Source organism: Collinsella aerofaciens, assembly GCF_039758815.1.
Lineage (GTDB): Bacteria > Actinomycetota > Coriobacteriia > Coriobacteriales > Coriobacteriaceae > Collinsella > Collinsella aerofaciens_BP.
The window spans coordinates 53595-67629 of sequence record NZ_JBDMSK010000003.1 but is presented as its reverse complement, the minus strand read 5'-3'; the positions used below and the strand labels follow the sequence as shown (position 1 = coordinate 67629).

The 14035-nt window shown below is 62.3% G+C and carries 14 protein-coding genes; 10 read left to right on the top strand and 4 right to left on the bottom strand.

Features of this window, described 5'->3' with window-relative positions; all coding sequences use genetic code 11:
- Nucleotides 1–2 precede the first annotated feature (2 nt).
- Both ABHT90_RS03340 and nadA read right to left on the bottom strand, forming a co-directional pair.
- Nucleotides 3–1379 carry an L-aspartate oxidase gene (locus tag ABHT90_RS03340; RefSeq protein WP_346981614.1) on the bottom strand — a complete coding sequence of 459 codons (1377 nt, stop codon included), beginning with the start codon at nucleotides 1377–1379 and terminating at the stop codon, nucleotides 3–5.
- Between the two features lie 56 nt (nucleotides 1380–1435).
- Nucleotides 1436–2461, bottom strand: a complete 1026-nt coding sequence (gene nadA / locus ABHT90_RS03335; RefSeq protein ID WP_346981613.1) for a quinolinate synthase NadA — start codon at nucleotides 2459–2461, stop codon at nucleotides 1436–1438.
- Nucleotides 2462–2753: 292 nt separating this feature from the next.
- On the opposite strand from nadA, the gene ABHT90_RS03330 reads away from it, so the two are divergent.
- Together ABHT90_RS03330 and ABHT90_RS03325 are read left to right on the top strand one after the other, a co-directional pair.
- Nucleotides 2754–3476 (top strand): LytR/AlgR family response regulator transcription factor, encoded by a 723-nt coding sequence (locus ABHT90_RS03330; RefSeq protein ID WP_346981612.1) that lies wholly within the window; start codon nucleotides 2754–2756, stop codon nucleotides 3474–3476.
- The gene (locus ABHT90_RS03325) at nucleotides 3476–4753 is read left to right on the top strand and encodes a sensor histidine kinase (protein ID WP_138341711.1); all 1278 of its coding nucleotides are present in this window, start codon (nucleotides 3476–3478) and stop codon (nucleotides 4751–4753) included. Before ABHT90_RS03330 ends, ABHT90_RS03325 begins: the two co-directional genes overlap by 1 nt.
- Before the next feature lie 64 nt (nucleotides 4754–4817).
- Here ABHT90_RS03325 and ABHT90_RS03320 read toward each other — a convergent pair whose 3' ends face one another.
- Nucleotides 4818–5393: a hypothetical protein gene (locus ABHT90_RS03320; protein WP_161115202.1), complete on the bottom strand. Its 576-nt coding sequence runs from the start codon at nucleotides 5391–5393 to the stop codon at nucleotides 4818–4820.
- Between the two features lie 136 nt (nucleotides 5394–5529).
- On the opposite strand from ABHT90_RS03320, the gene trxA reads away from it, so the two are divergent.
- From trxA to ABHT90_RS03280, 8 genes are all read left to right on the top strand, one after another.
- Entirely contained in the window at nucleotides 5530–5850 is a 321-nt protein-coding gene (gene trxA, locus ABHT90_RS03315) for a thioredoxin (RefSeq protein ID WP_346981610.1), read from the top strand.
- Nucleotides 5851–6071: 221 nt separating this feature from the next.
- Complete coding sequence (locus ABHT90_RS03310; protein WP_006235225.1) at nucleotides 6072–6320, top strand: hypothetical protein; 249 nt, start codon at nucleotides 6072–6074, stop codon at nucleotides 6318–6320.
- A gap of 1 nt (nucleotide 6321) precedes the next feature.
- Nucleotides 6322–6834, top strand: a complete 513-nt coding sequence (nikR, locus tag ABHT90_RS03305) for a nickel-responsive transcriptional regulator NikR (protein ID WP_346981609.1) — start codon at nucleotides 6322–6324, stop codon at nucleotides 6832–6834.
- A 117-nt stretch (nucleotides 6835–6951) separates the two neighbouring features.
- Nucleotides 6952–9411, top strand: coding sequence for a carbamoyltransferase HypF (hypF, locus tag ABHT90_RS03300; RefSeq protein ID WP_346981608.1), 2460 nt, complete (start codon nucleotides 6952–6954; stop codon nucleotides 9409–9411).
- A 131-nt stretch (nucleotides 9412–9542) separates the two neighbouring features.
- On the top strand, nucleotides 9543–9803 hold the full coding sequence (locus ABHT90_RS03295; protein ID WP_215674329.1) for a HypC/HybG/HupF family hydrogenase formation chaperone: 261 nt from the start codon (nucleotides 9543–9545) through the stop codon (nucleotides 9801–9803).
- On the top strand, nucleotides 9803–10915 hold the full coding sequence (gene hypD, locus ABHT90_RS03290; RefSeq protein ID WP_346981606.1) for a hydrogenase formation protein HypD: 1113 nt from the start codon (nucleotides 9803–9805) through the stop codon (nucleotides 10913–10915). Before ABHT90_RS03295 ends, hypD begins: the two co-directional genes overlap by 1 nt.
- Before the next feature lie 48 nt (nucleotides 10916–10963).
- Nucleotides 10964–11998, top strand: a complete 1035-nt coding sequence (gene hypE / locus ABHT90_RS03285) for a hydrogenase expression/formation protein HypE (protein ID WP_346981605.1) — start codon at nucleotides 10964–10966, stop codon at nucleotides 11996–11998.
- Between the two features lie 105 nt (nucleotides 11999–12103).
- Nucleotides 12104–12772, top strand: coding sequence for an HAD family hydrolase (locus tag ABHT90_RS03280; RefSeq protein ID WP_346981604.1), 669 nt, complete (start codon nucleotides 12104–12106; stop codon nucleotides 12770–12772).
- Between the two features lie 490 nt (nucleotides 12773–13262).
- On the opposite strand, the gene ABHT90_RS03275 is transcribed toward ABHT90_RS03280, so the two are convergent.
- On the bottom strand, nucleotides 13263–13820 hold the full coding sequence (locus tag ABHT90_RS03275) for a hypothetical protein (RefSeq protein ID WP_346981602.1): 558 nt from the start codon (nucleotides 13818–13820) through the stop codon (nucleotides 13263–13265).
- Nucleotides 13821–14035 lie beyond the last annotated feature (215 nt).

The window sequence follows — 14035 nt, the reverse complement described above, 5'->3', positions numbered from 1 at the left end:
GTCTACTCCTCCACGGCCTGCGTGCCGGCGGCACGGGCCAAATCATCGATTGCCAGGGGGTCGGCGCTCAGGGCGCGGTGACGCCCGTCAAGCGCGGGCTCACCGGCCTGCTCCACGGCCAGCGACTCGCCGGTGCGCATGTGCCACGCGGCGCGGCGGCCCCAAACCAGAGACTCGAGCAGGCTGTTAGAAGCCAGGCGGTTCTTGCCGTGAACGCCGTTGCAGGCTGTCTCGCCCGCGGCGTAGAGCTCGGGCATCGAGGTGCGGCCGTCCTTGTCGACCCACACGCCGCCCATAAAGTAATGCTGCGTGGGTGTGACGGGAATGGGCTCGTCCAGGATGTCGCGGCCGTCCTCCAGGCAGCGTGCGCGGATGTTGGCGAAGTGCCCGGTCACCACGTCGCGCTCGACGGGGGCAAAGCTCAGCCACTCGTGCTCGGTACCGTCCTGCTTCATCTGCTCGCGAATGGCGGCGGCGACCACATCGCGCGGCTGAAGCTCATCGGTAAAGCGCTCGCCGGCGGCGTTGAGCAAAATCGCGCCCTCGCCGCGGCAGCTCTCGCTGATCAGGAAGGTGCGGCCCGGTTGCGGCGAGAACAGCCCCGTGGGGTGAATCTGCACGTAGTCCAGGTGCTCCATCTTAATGCCATGCTCCTGAGCAATGTAGCAGGCATCGCCCGTGAGCTGCGGGTAGTTGGTCGAGTGGTCGTACACGCCACCGATACCGCCCGTTGCCCACAGCGTGTGGCGGGCATGGATCTTAAACGGCTCGCCGGCATGCACGCCCTCGGCGGCGTTTGCCAGCTCGTCGGCGGGACGAACCGAGTTGTCCTCATCCACGGCGACGGCGACGACGCCGGTGCACACCGTGGCGTCATCGCGCTCGGCGGTCAGGATGTCGGTCATGGCAACGTGTTCGAGAATCTGCACGTTGTCCAGCTTGCGGACAGCCTGGAGCAACTTGGTCGTAATCTCCTTGCCCGTAACATCGGCATGGAAGGCGATGCGCGGGCGGCTGTGCGCGCCCTCGCGGGTAAAGTCGAGGCTGCCGTCGGCCTTGCGCTCAAAGTCCACGCCCATGGCCAGCAGGTCGTTGATGACCGAACGGCTCGAGCGAATCATGATGTCAACACTCTCGCGGCGGTTCTCGTAATGGCCGGCGTGCATGGTGTCCTCAAAGAAGGCATCGTAGTCAGAGCCTTCGGGCAGCACGCAGATGCCGCCCTGCGCGAGCATCGAATCGCACTCATCGACGGCGCCCTTGGAGAGCATGATTACGCGCGTGCTCGTCGGCAGATTGAGGGCCGCATACAGGCCCGCCACGCCGCAACCGGCAATGACGACGTCACACTCCATATCGGGGTATTGTTTGGTTTCCACAGGAATCCTCTCCCTTGTAATGTGGCATAAGGGATGGTCCCTCATGTCACATTGGCTTAGCGCGCCGCGTACTCGAGCATGCGGTCAAGCGTGAGCTTGGCCTGATCGGCGGCCTCGTCCGACACGCCAATCTGCACCTCGCCCTCGCCCGTCTCCAGGCAGTGCACGAGCTTTTCGAGCGTGATGAGATCCATGTTGACGCAGGTGGGCTGCACCGCAGGGAAGTAGAACTTCTTGCCGGTGCCCTGGCAGCGGCGCTCGAGTTCGTAGAGCACGCCGCGGACCGTCACGATGATGAACTCGTTGGCGTCCGACTCCTCGGCATACTTGATGATGCCGGCAGTAGAGCCGATGTAGTCGGCCTCGGCCAGGACGTCGGCCTTGCACTCGGGGTGCGCCAGCACGAGCGCGTCGGGGTGCGCCTCCTGCGCGTCGACGATCTGCTCGACGGTGATGATGTGATGACGCGGGCAGTAGCCGTTGTTGAGGATGACGTGTTTTTGGGGCACCTGCTCGGCCACAAAGCGGCCCAGGTTTTGGTCGGGAATGAACAAGATGTGCTGCTGCGGCAGCTCGGACACGATCTTGACGGCGTTGGAGCTGGTGACGCACACATCACTCCAGCTCTTGATCTCGACCGTCGAGTTGACGTAGCACACCACGGCCAGGTCGTCGCCATACTCGGCGCGCGCTGCGTCGACCGTCTCGCGCTTGACCATGTGCGCCATGGGACAGTCCGCGCCCGGCTCGGGCAGCAGCACGGTCTTGGTGGGATTGAGCAGCTTGGCGCTCTCGCCCATAAACTCCACGCCGCACAGCACGATAGTCTGCTGCGGCAGGCTTTTGGCGAGCTTTGCCAGGTAGAAGCTGTCGCCGACGTAATCGGCAACGGCTTGGACCTCGGGCGCCACGTAATAGTGCGCCAGGATTACCGCGTCACGTTGGGTTTTTAGTTGATGAATGGCCTCGACGAGCTCTGCGGGCACCAGTGCCGCACGCTCCGTTGCCGTCGTTGCCGATGCCAGGCCGGCCGCGATATCGCGTGCAAGCTCCGACGCATCCATGTTCGCGCTCTGTGCCATCAAGGCCCCTCTCTTTTGGCGAATCTTGGGGCTTTAGTATGACACCTAGGTTTACAGCTGACAAGACAGCTGTAAACCTAGGTGTAAAGTTGAAATAAAGATTCAATCATGTGGCAAGTCCATTTTCGAACTGGCAAGCTGAGGATAGCTGAGCTCTCGATAGCGCAGGAGGCATCTTTCGCCACCGCAACACCGCTTGGCGCGAGCTGCACGCCGTGGGGCGCAAACGGTCCGCACCCCCGCAAGCGGCGCGTGCCCGATGTGGCAAAATCGAACTACTTAAGGGGGCCGAATGCTCAAGATTATTGCCTGCGACGATGATGTCGCTTTTCTAGATAGACTGCACCGGATGATCGACCGTTGGTCGACCGAGACGGGCACGGCGGTCGATGTTGCGCTCGTCACGCGCGGCGAGGACCTGCTGGCCCGCCATGCCGCATCGCGCGCCGACATCATCTTGCTCGATATGATCATGCCGCTCGTCAACGGCATGGACACCGCACGCGAACTGCGCCAGGCCGACACCGCCGTGCGCCTGGTGTTCCTCACCTCGTCGCCCGAGTTCGCGCTGGAATCCTACGAGGTCCGCGCCTTCGACTACCTGCTCAAGCCCGTGACTTACGAACGCCTGGCGCAGTTACTCGACGAGCTTTCGAGCATGCGCCCGGCGGCAACCGACGAGCTCGTGATCAAAACTTCCTTTGGCTACCACGCCCTGCGCCTGTCCGACACCGAATATGCCGAAGCGCGCAACAAGCACGTGGTCTTCCACCTGCGCGACGGACGCGATATCGAGGCACTCGAGTCATTCCGCAGCGTCGAGGACCGTTTGGTGCAAAATGCCACCTTCTTTAAATGCCACCGCAGCTACCAGGTCAACCTGCGCAATATCGATCACTTTGACCGCACGGACATCGTCATGCGCTCGGGCGCGTGCATCCCGCTTTCGCGCAGCTGCAAGCAGGGATTCCAAGACGCCTACTTTGCGGCGCGCTTTGAGGGTGGGAGACACTGATGGTCTCCTCGGTCGAAATGGTCCTTTGGGCAATCCACCACGCCACGACGCTGCTCTTTGGCGTCTTTGCCTCGGCGGCGCTGTGCGGTGTCGAGATCAACCGGCGTCATGCGCTTGAACTGGTGCTGGTCGGTGCCGTAACCGGATGCGCATTTGGCCTCGCCAATGCCGTCGGCGGCGAGCTTTTCGCCCGCCAGGTATATCCGATCGTCGTGCATCTGCCGCTCGTCATCTATTTGTGCGCGCGCTACCGCCTGAGCCCGCTGCTTGCCGTGCTCGGCATTACGAGTGCCTATCTGAGCTGCCAGTTCAGCAATTGGATGGGCATCGCCGCATTTGCCGCAACCGATTCTCAGATCGCATACTATCTGGCGCGCATCGCGACCACGCTCGCCGTCTTTGCCGTCCTGTTGCATTGGGCCGGCGACATCGGTCCGCGCTTGGCGATTAAAAGCACCACCGAGCTGGGCATCCTTTTAATCCTACCGCTCGTCTATTACATCTTTGACTACGCCACCAACGTCTACACCACGCTGTTCCACTCGGGCTCGGTGGTGACGGTTGAGTTTTTGGCCTTTGCGCTCTGCGCGTTCTACCTTATGTTCCTCGCCGTCTACCTGCGCGAATACGAAGAAAAGGAAACCGCCGAGCGAGAGCGCTGGATGCTCGAAACCCGCGACAGCGCCGCCATTAAAGAGCTTGAGGCCTGGCGTCAATCTGGTCGCGAGCTGTCGATTCTTCGCCACGACATGCGTCACTTCCTACGCGGCCTGGCCGCTTTAATTGAGGAGGGCCACACCGACGAGGCGCTCAAACGCATCGACGAACTCTGCGAAGCCGGCGACCGCACTGCCGTACGCCGCTTCTGCGCCAACGAGACCGTAAACATTGCGCTTTCGTCATTTAACTCGGAAATCAATAGAAACGGCATTACCGCCAACCTGCGCGCCGCCGTGCCCGAAACCATCCATGTAGGTGACGCCGACCTGTTTAGCGTGCTCTCAAATGCCTTGGAAAACGCTATCACCGCCGCAAGCGCCGCACCCCAAGGAAAGCGATTCGTCGACTTTGACCTGCGATTAGAGGACAGCCAGCTGCTGCTGTTAGTTTCCAACACGTTTGACCGCGCGCCGCGCATGGTCGACGGCATGCCCGTGACCCGGCATGCGGGCCACGGCTTTGGCACCAGGAGCATCAAACTTGCCGTGGAGCGCATGAACGGCAACTGTCAGTTCCGCATTAACGGCGATCGGTTTGAGCTGCGCGCTGTGATGTAGAAGTGCGGCGCCGATCTCGAGGCGTGCCTTGCCCGCCAGACAATCGCTCGCCGGCGCCAATCCGCTACAGCGGAGCGGCCGCCGGGGTCAGCTGCTTGATGTAGGCCCACATGCGCTGCTTAGCGGCCTTGTCGGTGAGTGCCGCCTCAAAGCCGTCGAGCGCGAGCACGCGGCGGCCCTGCACATGGGCGACCAGGCCGGGCTTGAGCATGGCAGTGTCGAAGTCATCGATCGCCACGAGCATGTCGGCGTAGGTCTCGCGCATGGCGTCAGCCGCGTTGTTGTCGAGCAGTAGTACCGCCTCGGGGTCCAAGGCCTCAAGCGCCTCGCGGAACAGCTCGCACGGCAGAGTCTCGCCCACCGCGACCGCTCCGTCACCCACGCCGGCGACGCTTGCCAGCACGCAAAAATCCTCGGGTGCGTAGCCGATGGCCCCAAGCGCCTTGCGCAACGCCGCGCCATCCGGGCCGGCAGCAAGCTCGCCACCCGAACGCTCGGCCTCGTCCAAATCGCCTTTGACCAGCACGATCGGCGAGCACGCGTTGCCCGCGATACGCACGCCACGGACCGCAAGCGATGTGAGCTCTTGCTCGGCCGCCTGGGCGATGGCTTCTTTTTTCTGGCTTTGTGACGTGGACATGCGCTCTCCAATCGTTTGCGTGCCCACCATTATATAAAAGAGCTGCCCGCGAGTGGTTGCTTTGCTGGCGGCTGGGTATAAGCACGGTCGTACTGAGTTTTACGCGGCCGAGCCGCGTCGCATTATGGAGGTCACCATGGCTGACATTAATCAGATTACCCCCGAGAACTTCGATTCCATCGTTAACGACAGCCTGCCCGTGCTGGTTGATTTTTGGGCACCGTGGTGCGGGCCCTGTCGATCCCTCTCGCCCATCGTTGACGAGGTTGCCGATGAGCTGGCGGGCAAGCTTGCCGTTGCCAAATGCAACGTCGACGACAACCAGGACCTGGCCATGAAGCATGGCGTCATGAGCATCCCCACGCTGATTGTGTTTAAGAACGGCGAGGAGATTGACCGCTCGGTTGGCGCTCTACCCAAGGCGAGGCTGCAGGCGCTGCTGGAGAAGCATCTGTAATACGCTTGTTACTTACTCGCCGTCTATGAGCGCTTTTGCACCGCTCGCCGGACTTCTTGATGCACCGAGTGCAACCACGGATAGTATGGTAGTCACAAACAGCCCCCAGTGAACGGGTGCGGGTCGCACAGACTCGTACCCGTTTTCTTATGCAACTGCGCGCAGAGCGGGCGTAGTAAAATCTGAACCACTGAACTGCCCCATACAAAAGGAGATTTCCCATGCATGATGTTGGAATGAACATGAGCCAGCTTGCCATGAGCGTCAAGCAGGTCGACGACACCATCGAACTCGCTCACGAATGGAGCCATCAGCTGCTCCATGCGACCGAGAACTTTGATATGGAGCGCATTGGCGCCAAGCTCGAGGCCGCCATGGCCGCGCTGCACGAGGCGCATGACGCGCTCGAGGGCTACGAGGAAGCCATCGAGGCCGACCACAACTCCGTCGGCTCCGTGAAGCTGGTGTAAGGTGGCCGAACACGAGCACGGCTGCGGATACGAGCACGAGCATCCGCACGGGGCGGACGGTGACGCAGGCTGCCACTATAGTGGCTCCGGCTCCGAGCTGGTCCGCTTTTCGGTTACCGCACCGGACGACCTGCTGCGCCGTTTTGACGAACAGATCGCGCGCCGCGGCGACGTGGCCAACCGCTCCGAGGCCGTGCGCGACCTGATTCGCGCCTCGATCGCCAAGGAGCAGATGCGCACGCCCGATGAGCATGTTATCGGGTCGCTCACCATGATCTACGACCACCATACCGGCGACCTGACGCGCCGTCTGGACGAAGTGCAGCACGACTACACCGACGAGATCGTATCGACCATGCACGTGCATCTGGATCACCACAACTGCTTGGAGATTCTGGCGCTCAAGGGTCGCGGTGAGCGCGTCTACGAACTAGCCGACCGCCTGCTGGGCCTGCGCGGCGTTAAGCACGGCGAGCTCACGTGCGCCGCCACCAAGCAGAGCCTGGGGCTGTAGCGGGATTTCCCGCAGCGCACCTGCCAAAAAGGGACAGGTTTGTTTTGGCAGGTTTAGAAGTTTTACCTACCAAAATAAACCTGTCCCTTTTTGGTCGGTTTTGATGAGGGGTGTCGCATGCGGCATGTGCATATTCATGTGACGGGCATTGTGCAGGGCGTTGGCATGCGACCGTTTGTGTATCGCGAGGCCATGGCGCATGGCATTTGCGGATGGGTGCTCAATGCGGGCGACGGCGTGCATATCGAGGCGCACGCTCCGGCCGATGCGCTCGATGCTTTTGTTGTCGCGCTTTCTGAGCATGCGCCTGTGGCAGCCCGCATAGAGTATGTCGAGGTTGTGGACCTGGCAGCCAACGGTTGGGATGCCGCCGATGAACAGGGCTTTCGCATCGTAGCATCGCAGGACCAGACCGCGCACACGACGCTCGTCTCGCCCGATATCGCCACCTGTGACGATTGCCTGCGCGAATTGTTCGATCCCGCCGACCGACGCTATCACTACCCCTTTATCAACTGCACTAACTGCGGCCCACGCTTTACCATCATCCGATCGCTGCCTTATGACCGAGCGGCCACATCGATGGACCGTTTCCCCATGTGTCCCAGGTGTGCCGCGGAGTATGCCGACCCACTCGACCGGCGTTTTCACGCGCAACCCGATGCCTGCTTTGATTGCGGGCCGCATATTACGTGGCGCGAGGCTGTGAACGGCGATGCGTGCGGGAATTCGTCCGCGACACCGGCCGTCGGCACCACACGCGAGGCCAGCGACGCTATCATTGAGCGCTGCGTTGAGCTGCTGGCCAGCGGTGACATCGTCGCCATCAAGGGCCTGGGCGGATTCCATCTAGCCTGCGACGCTGCCAACGAGCAGGCGGTAGCCGAGCTGCGCCGTCGCAAACGCCGCAGCAACAAACCACTTGCCGTCATGGTGCGCAGTCTTGCTGATACCGAGCGCCTGTGTCATATCGACGATGCTGAACGCGATCTGCTCGCTGGCAGTATCCGCCCCATCGTGCTGCTGCGCCGGCGTGCTGTTTGCGGGAGCGACGGCGATTCTCCCGACGCCCTCGCACTCGCACCGTCCGTCGCGCGCGACCTGCCCGAGCTTGGCGTTATGCTCCCCTACACCCCGCTTCAGCATCTTCTGCTTACAGCCGCCGCGTCGCACGGTATGCACGCGCTCGTCATGACCAGCGGCAACCTGAGCGAAGAGCCCATCGAGACCGATGACGATCTTGCCTGGGAGCGCCTCGTTGCCGCCGGCATTGCCGACGCGTTGCTCGGTAACGACCGCGCGATCCTCTCGCGCTACGACGACTCTGTAGTGCGCGCGGCGAACGGCGCCGTTATGCCCGTTCGCCGCGCTCGCGGATATGCACCCCAGCCGCTGCCGTTGCCGGCGCTCGACGGCGCTCCGTCCTGCGTACTCGCCTGCGGGCCGCAACAAAAGGCCACGATTGCGCTCACGCGTGAAGGGACGAACGGCGAGGCAACCTGTTTTGTGTCGCAGCATATCGGCGATGTTGAAAACGGCGGGACCTTCGATGCCTGGAACGCCGCGCGCACGCGCTTGGAAGATCTCTTTGACTTGGCGCCCGCTGCCTTGGCCTGCGATGTACACCCCAGCTATCTATCGGGCCAGTGGGCGCGCGAGCAGGCGCGAAAATGCAATCTGCCGCTCGTCGAGGTGCAGCACCATCATGCGCATATCGCGAGCGTAATGGCCGAGGCCATCGCCGCGGGCCGGCTTACAACCGACGCGCGCGTCCTTGGCATCGCCTTTGACGGCACCGGCGCCGGCACCGATGGGACCATTTGGGGCGGCGAGTTTCTTGTCGCCGGCCTTGGCGGCTTTGAGCGCGCCGCGCATTTGCGCACCTGGGCGCTCCCCGGCGGGGCGGCCTCCGTGCGCGACGCCCGCCGCAACGCCTTTGCCCTGCTCAGTGAGCTCGGTCTGCTCGAGCACCCAGGTACCGCTCGGCTTTTGAACAGCCTTGACGAGCAAACGCGCAGCATAACGGCAACGATGATCGAGCGCGGCATCAACAGTCCGCGCACCAGCAGCATGGGGCGTCTCTTTGATGCCGCAGCCGCGATTTTGGGCATTTGCGGCCAGGCAACCTACGAGGGCGAACCCGCCATAGAACTCGAAGCCGCCGCCTGGCGCGCGCTCGGCGGTAAGACCGTTCGTTTCGACGGTAATCATGCAGGCGTATTCACGTCTGCCGACGACTCCCCCATCTTGGACCCCCAACCGCCCATCGAAGCTCTTCTGAATGGAATCGAGGCAGGCACGCCGGCCGACAGGCTTGCCCTCGAGTTCCACATCGCCATCGCGCACGCTACGACCCATATCGCGCGCAAGATTTGCACTCGCGAAGGCATCGATACCGTCGCGCTCTCGGGCGGCGTGTTCATGAACCGACTTTTGCTTCAGCTCCTCACCCGCAAGCTTAAAGACGCAGGCCTTACGGTCTTGATTCCCCAAACCGTGCCCGTTAACGACGGCTGCATCGCCTACGGTCAGGCGGCAGTCGCACGCACTCGCCTCGCACAGGTCGCACCGCAATAGGCTGTTCGGCCAGCCCGCAAGCCGCCGTCTCACAGGTGTAGCGCGTTTGCCCGCAGCGCCCGCGAGCGCTACCATCAACTGATGGATTATTAAGCGCCCATCCAGCGCAAAGCGTATAAAAGGGGAACAATATGTGCCTTGCCGTTCCCGGCAAAGTGGTCAAACGCGACGACGACCTCAAGGCCACCGTCGACATGATGGGCATCGAGCGCCCCGTGTCGCTGCGACTCGTGCCGACGGCGCAGGTTGGCGACTATATTCTCGTACACGCCGGCTTTGGCATCCAGATTGTCGACGAGCAGGAAGCGCAAGAAACGCTCGAGCTCGTTAACACCATGACTGAGCTGGTCGAAGAAGACCAGCTCGCCAGCAACCCGGCGGAGGCTTACTAGTGGCGCCCGAACAGCCGGCTCGCTCCGGTATCGACTTCTCGGCATTCCGCAATCCCAAGCTGGCTCGCGAGCTCATCGAGCGCATTCATGAGCTTGTCGGCGACCGCGCCATCAACCTTATGGAAGTCTGCGGCACGCACACCGTGAGCATCGGCCGCTATGGCTTTCGCTCCATTATGCCGGCCGGGCTCAAGCTGCTGAGCGGACCAGGCTGCCCCGTCTGCGTTACCGCCAACCGCGACATCGACCATGCAATCGCGCTCGCCAACATAGACGGCGCCATCATCACCACCTTTGGCGACATGATGCGCGTGCCCGGATCGTCTACCTCGCTCGCTGCGCAAAAGGCGACAGGGCGCGACATCCGCATCGTCTATTCCCCGCTCGATGCGCTCGACATTGCCGAGCAAAACCCCGATCGTCCGGTCATTTTTATGGGCGTGGGCTTTGAGACCACAACGCCCACCATCGCCGCCGCCATCTTGGAAGCCGAGGCGCGCGGGCTTTTGAACTTTTCGGTCTATTGCGCCCACAAGACCACGCCGCCGGCGTTGCGCGCCATCGCCAACGATCCCGAGACCACCATCGACGGCTTTATCCTGCCGGGCCACGTCGCCACCATCACGGGCTTGGCGCCCTTTGGCTTTTTGATCGACGAATTCAATACCCCGGGCGTGGTCACGGGATTTGAACCGGTCGATATCCTGCAAGGCATCTGCATGCTGGTCCAGATGGTTGTCGAGGACAGGCCCGCGATCGGCAACGCCTACCGCCGCGGCGTCAACGCAGACGGCAACCCCGTGGCGCGCCAGCTCGTCGAGCAGGTGTTTGAGCCATGCGACACCACGTGGCGCGGGCTGGGGCCGATTGCCAACTCGGGCCTTTCCATCCGCCCCGAGTTCTCGCGCTTTGATGCCCGCACTCGCTTTGACGTGCCCGTTGAGCCGACGGTCGAGCCGCGCGGATGCCGCTGCGGCGACGTGCTGCGCGGGGCCATTGCACCGAGCGGCTGCCCGCTCTTTGGCCGCACCTGCACGCCCGAGCATCCCGTCGGCCCGTGCATGGTGAGCTCCGAGGGCAGCTGCGCGGCTTACTACCGCTACCGCAACTAGCCCGGACGCACCCGCACACTGGCACCACCCACGATTGGAGTTTTGGATATGTCCCATAGCATCACTGACAGCACCGTCCTGTTAGGCCACGGCTCTGGCGGTCAGATGATGAAACGCATCATCGATGAGGTCTTTTTGGACGCCTTTGGGTCGCCCGAGCTGCTCGAAGGCAACGACGCCGGCGTCGCCGCGCTGCCCGCGAGCGGGCGCATCGCCATGTCGACCGACAGCTTTGTAGTCTCGCCGCAGTTCTTCCCCGGTGGCAACATCGGCCGCCTCGCCGTGTGCGGAACCGTCAACGACGTCGCGACCTCGGGTGCCAACGTGCGCTACCTATCGTGCGGCTTTATCCTCGAAGAGGGCTATCCCATGGATAAGCTCCGCCAGATTGTGCAGACGATGGCCGAAACGGCGCATGAGGCGGGCGTGTCCATAATCACGGGCGACACCAAGGTGGTCGAGCGCGGCGGGGCCGACGGCGTCTACATCAATACCGCCGGCGTGGGCGAGGTTCCCACGGGCGTGGCGCTCAGCGGCGCCAACTGCCGCCCCGGCGACGTCATCCTGGTGTCGGGCACACTGGGCGACCACGGCATCGCCATCATGAGTCAGCGCGAGGGTCTGGCGTTTTCGAGCACCATCGAAAGCGACGCCGCGCCGCTCAACCACCTGATTGCCGATGTGCTTTCCGCAGCACCCGACACACGCTGCTTCCGCGACCCCACGCGCGGTGGCTTGGCGTCCACACTCAACGAGTTTGCCCAGGCCAGCAATGTTGCCATGGAGGTCGACGAGGATGCCGTGCCCGTGCGTCCCGACGTGCAGGCCGCCTGCGAGATGCTCGGCTACGATGTGCTGCAGGTGGCAAACGAGGGCAAGATGGTTGCCGTCGTGCCGGCCGAGCAAGCCGATGCGGCGCTGGCCGCCATGCGCGCCGCCCGCTACGGCGAGAACGCCGCGATTATCGGCCGCGTGTTGCCACTTGCCGAGGGCGCCCGCCCCGCCGTGCGCGTGCGCACCGGCTGGGGTTCGACCCGCATCCTCGACATGCTCGTAGGAGAGCAGCTGCCGAGAATTTGCTAACGACAAAGGCTCAGGGCTATTAAAGATATTCAGATTCCAAACATGCCCGGCACGCATGCCCAGTATCATGGGGTGCGTTTTACAACTCAAGCGGCAGGAGCACCCATGGCAGCAGCTTTTTCCCATGTGATCTTTGACCTGGACGGCACCATCCTCAACACGCTCGAGGACCTGGCGGCCGCCGGCAACCATACCTGCGAGGCGCACGGCTGGCCCACGTTTGCCGTTGACGAGTACCGCTACAAGGTGGGAAACGGCATGCTCAAGCTGGTCGAACGCTTTATGCCTGCCGAGTATGCGGGCGACAGCCGTATGTTTGAGCAAACGCTTGCCGAGTTTAGGGCTTACTACGGCGAGCACAAGGAGGACCACACCGCCCCCTATGCCGGTACGATCGAGATGCTCGACCGCCTGCGCGCCGCGGGCGTGCAGCTTGCCGTGCTCACTAACAAGGACCACGTCTCGGCGGCTCCGCTTATCGAGAATTATTTTGGTTCCGAGCGCTTTGCGCTGGTGCAGGGCCGCATCGATGCGTTTCCCCCCAAGCCCGAGGCGCCTGTTACGCTGCATGTGATGGAAGAGCTGGGCGCCAATCCGGCGACCACGCTCTATGTGGGCGATTCCAATGTCGATATCCTGACCGGTCACAACGCCGGCCTTAAGAGTGCGGGCGTCAGCTGGGGCTTCCGCGGCCGCGCAGAGCTGGAAGCCGCCGGCGCCGACTACGTGGTGGACACCCAGGACGAGCTCGCAGCGCTGATCCTGGGCGAGTAACGAGCGACACTGCTTAACGCAGCTGCGACAATTCTTCCGCGCAGAAAGCGCATCCCGTTTTGGAGCTCCGGAATGGGATGCGCTTTCCGTTTGAGGCACATCAGGGAAACCGCATCCCGTTTCAGAGCAATATTCCGGGTCGCACTTTCCGCAACCCACCCCATCCGGAAAATGCGACCCACTATTCGGCCAAAAACCGGGTCGCGGTTTCCCAAGCACTCGATGCAACGCTGGCACAAGGAGTGTCCCCAACTGCCGGCAGAAAAGGAACGTCCCCAAGTGCCGCCCCAATGACCACCATGGCAACGCCGCAGGTAGAGAACGGACAGCGAAAACGCCCCTAAGCGAGCAAGGTGACGTGAAATGAAAGGGCGCTGACCTTCTGGTCGCGCCCTTGAAATTGAACGTCAGATTGCCGCTTAGGGGCGTTTGCAGCGTCGAGCAGTTACGGCGTTTGGTAAAACGCCGTAACGAACTACCGCGTAACCCCCTAGTTCAGCATTGCATCCATCATCTCGGAGTTGACGGAGTCGTCGGCAGACCACTCGCCGTCGTCGTTGCAGGTGTACTTGAAGATAACCGTGGTCTTCCTGGGCTCGGTGGCCTTGGTCACATCGACCATAACCTGACCGGCCATCTTGTACAGCTCGTCATCGGAAGGAACCGTGTCAAGCGCGGCGACCTTCTCCTGATACTGGGTGGAGAAGTCCTCGACGATCTTGTTCATAGACTTGCAGGTGATAGAGACCTCGGCGGTCGCGACACCCTTGTCCTCGTCGACCGTCACGTCGCCGATCTTGTAGTCAAAGCCCTCGAGATAGGTCTTGGCATACTCCTTGGGATCGATACCCAGCTGCTCGAACTCGTCGCCCGAAGCTTCCTCCAGACCAGAAAGGAAGTCGTCGCCACCGTTCTTGACCTCGTCAAACTGCGTCGTAAGATCCTCGGTGATGAGCCCCTCAACCGAAGGACCTCCACAGCCGGAAAGCACGACCACGCATGCAACCAAGACGGCCATGAGGGGCGCAAGCAGCAGCTTCTTTTTCATGTTGTTCCTCCCAATGAGCGGCACCGCGCTTCCCGGACGCGGCACACGTTGTAATAAGTAAGCCCATACTATCCACTTATGAACACCCTCGGCAACGCGAAGGCGCGGTCGGTTCGTTTTAGCGTCCGAACGGTTTGCAAGCCCGCCCAACGCGCAATAAAACGCTTCCCCACGGTGCAATAAAAAAGGTGGCCGGAAAACCCGACCACCCTTGC

What these genes read in the sequence shown, in the direction of transcription:
- nadA (WP_346981613.1), bottom strand. Translation starts at nt 2,461, where the DNA reads ATGGCACAGAGCGCGAACATGGATGCGTCGGAGCTTGCACGCGATATC.
- ABHT90_RS03330 (WP_346981612.1), top strand. Translation starts at nt 2,754, where the DNA reads ATGCTCAAGATTATTGCCTGCGACGATGATGTCGCTTTTCTAGATAGA.
- ABHT90_RS03325 (WP_138341711.1), top strand. Translation starts at nt 3,476, where the DNA reads ATGGTCTCCTCGGTCGAAATGGTCCTTTGGGCAATCCACCACGCCACG.
- ABHT90_RS03320 (WP_161115202.1), bottom strand. Translation starts at nt 5,393, where the DNA reads ATGTCCACGTCACAAAGCCAGAAAAAAGAAGCCATCGCCCAGGCGGCC.
- trxA (WP_346981610.1), top strand. Translation starts at nt 5,530, where the DNA reads ATGGCTGACATTAATCAGATTACCCCCGAGAACTTCGATTCCATCGTT.
- ABHT90_RS03310 (WP_006235225.1), top strand. Translation starts at nt 6,072, where the DNA reads ATGCATGATGTTGGAATGAACATGAGCCAGCTTGCCATGAGCGTCAAG.
- hypF (WP_346981608.1), top strand. Translation starts at nt 6,952, where the DNA reads ATGCGGCATGTGCATATTCATGTGACGGGCATTGTGCAGGGCGTTGGC.
- ABHT90_RS03295 (WP_215674329.1), top strand. Translation starts at nt 9,543, where the DNA reads ATGTGCCTTGCCGTTCCCGGCAAAGTGGTCAAACGCGACGACGACCTC.
- hypE (WP_346981605.1), top strand. Translation starts at nt 10,964, where the DNA reads ATGTCCCATAGCATCACTGACAGCACCGTCCTGTTAGGCCACGGCTCT.
- ABHT90_RS03280 (WP_346981604.1), top strand. Translation starts at nt 12,104, where the DNA reads ATGGCAGCAGCTTTTTCCCATGTGATCTTTGACCTGGACGGCACCATC.
- ABHT90_RS03275 (WP_346981602.1), bottom strand. Translation starts at nt 13,820, where the DNA reads ATGAAAAAGAAGCTGCTGCTTGCGCCCCTCATGGCCGTCTTGGTTGCA.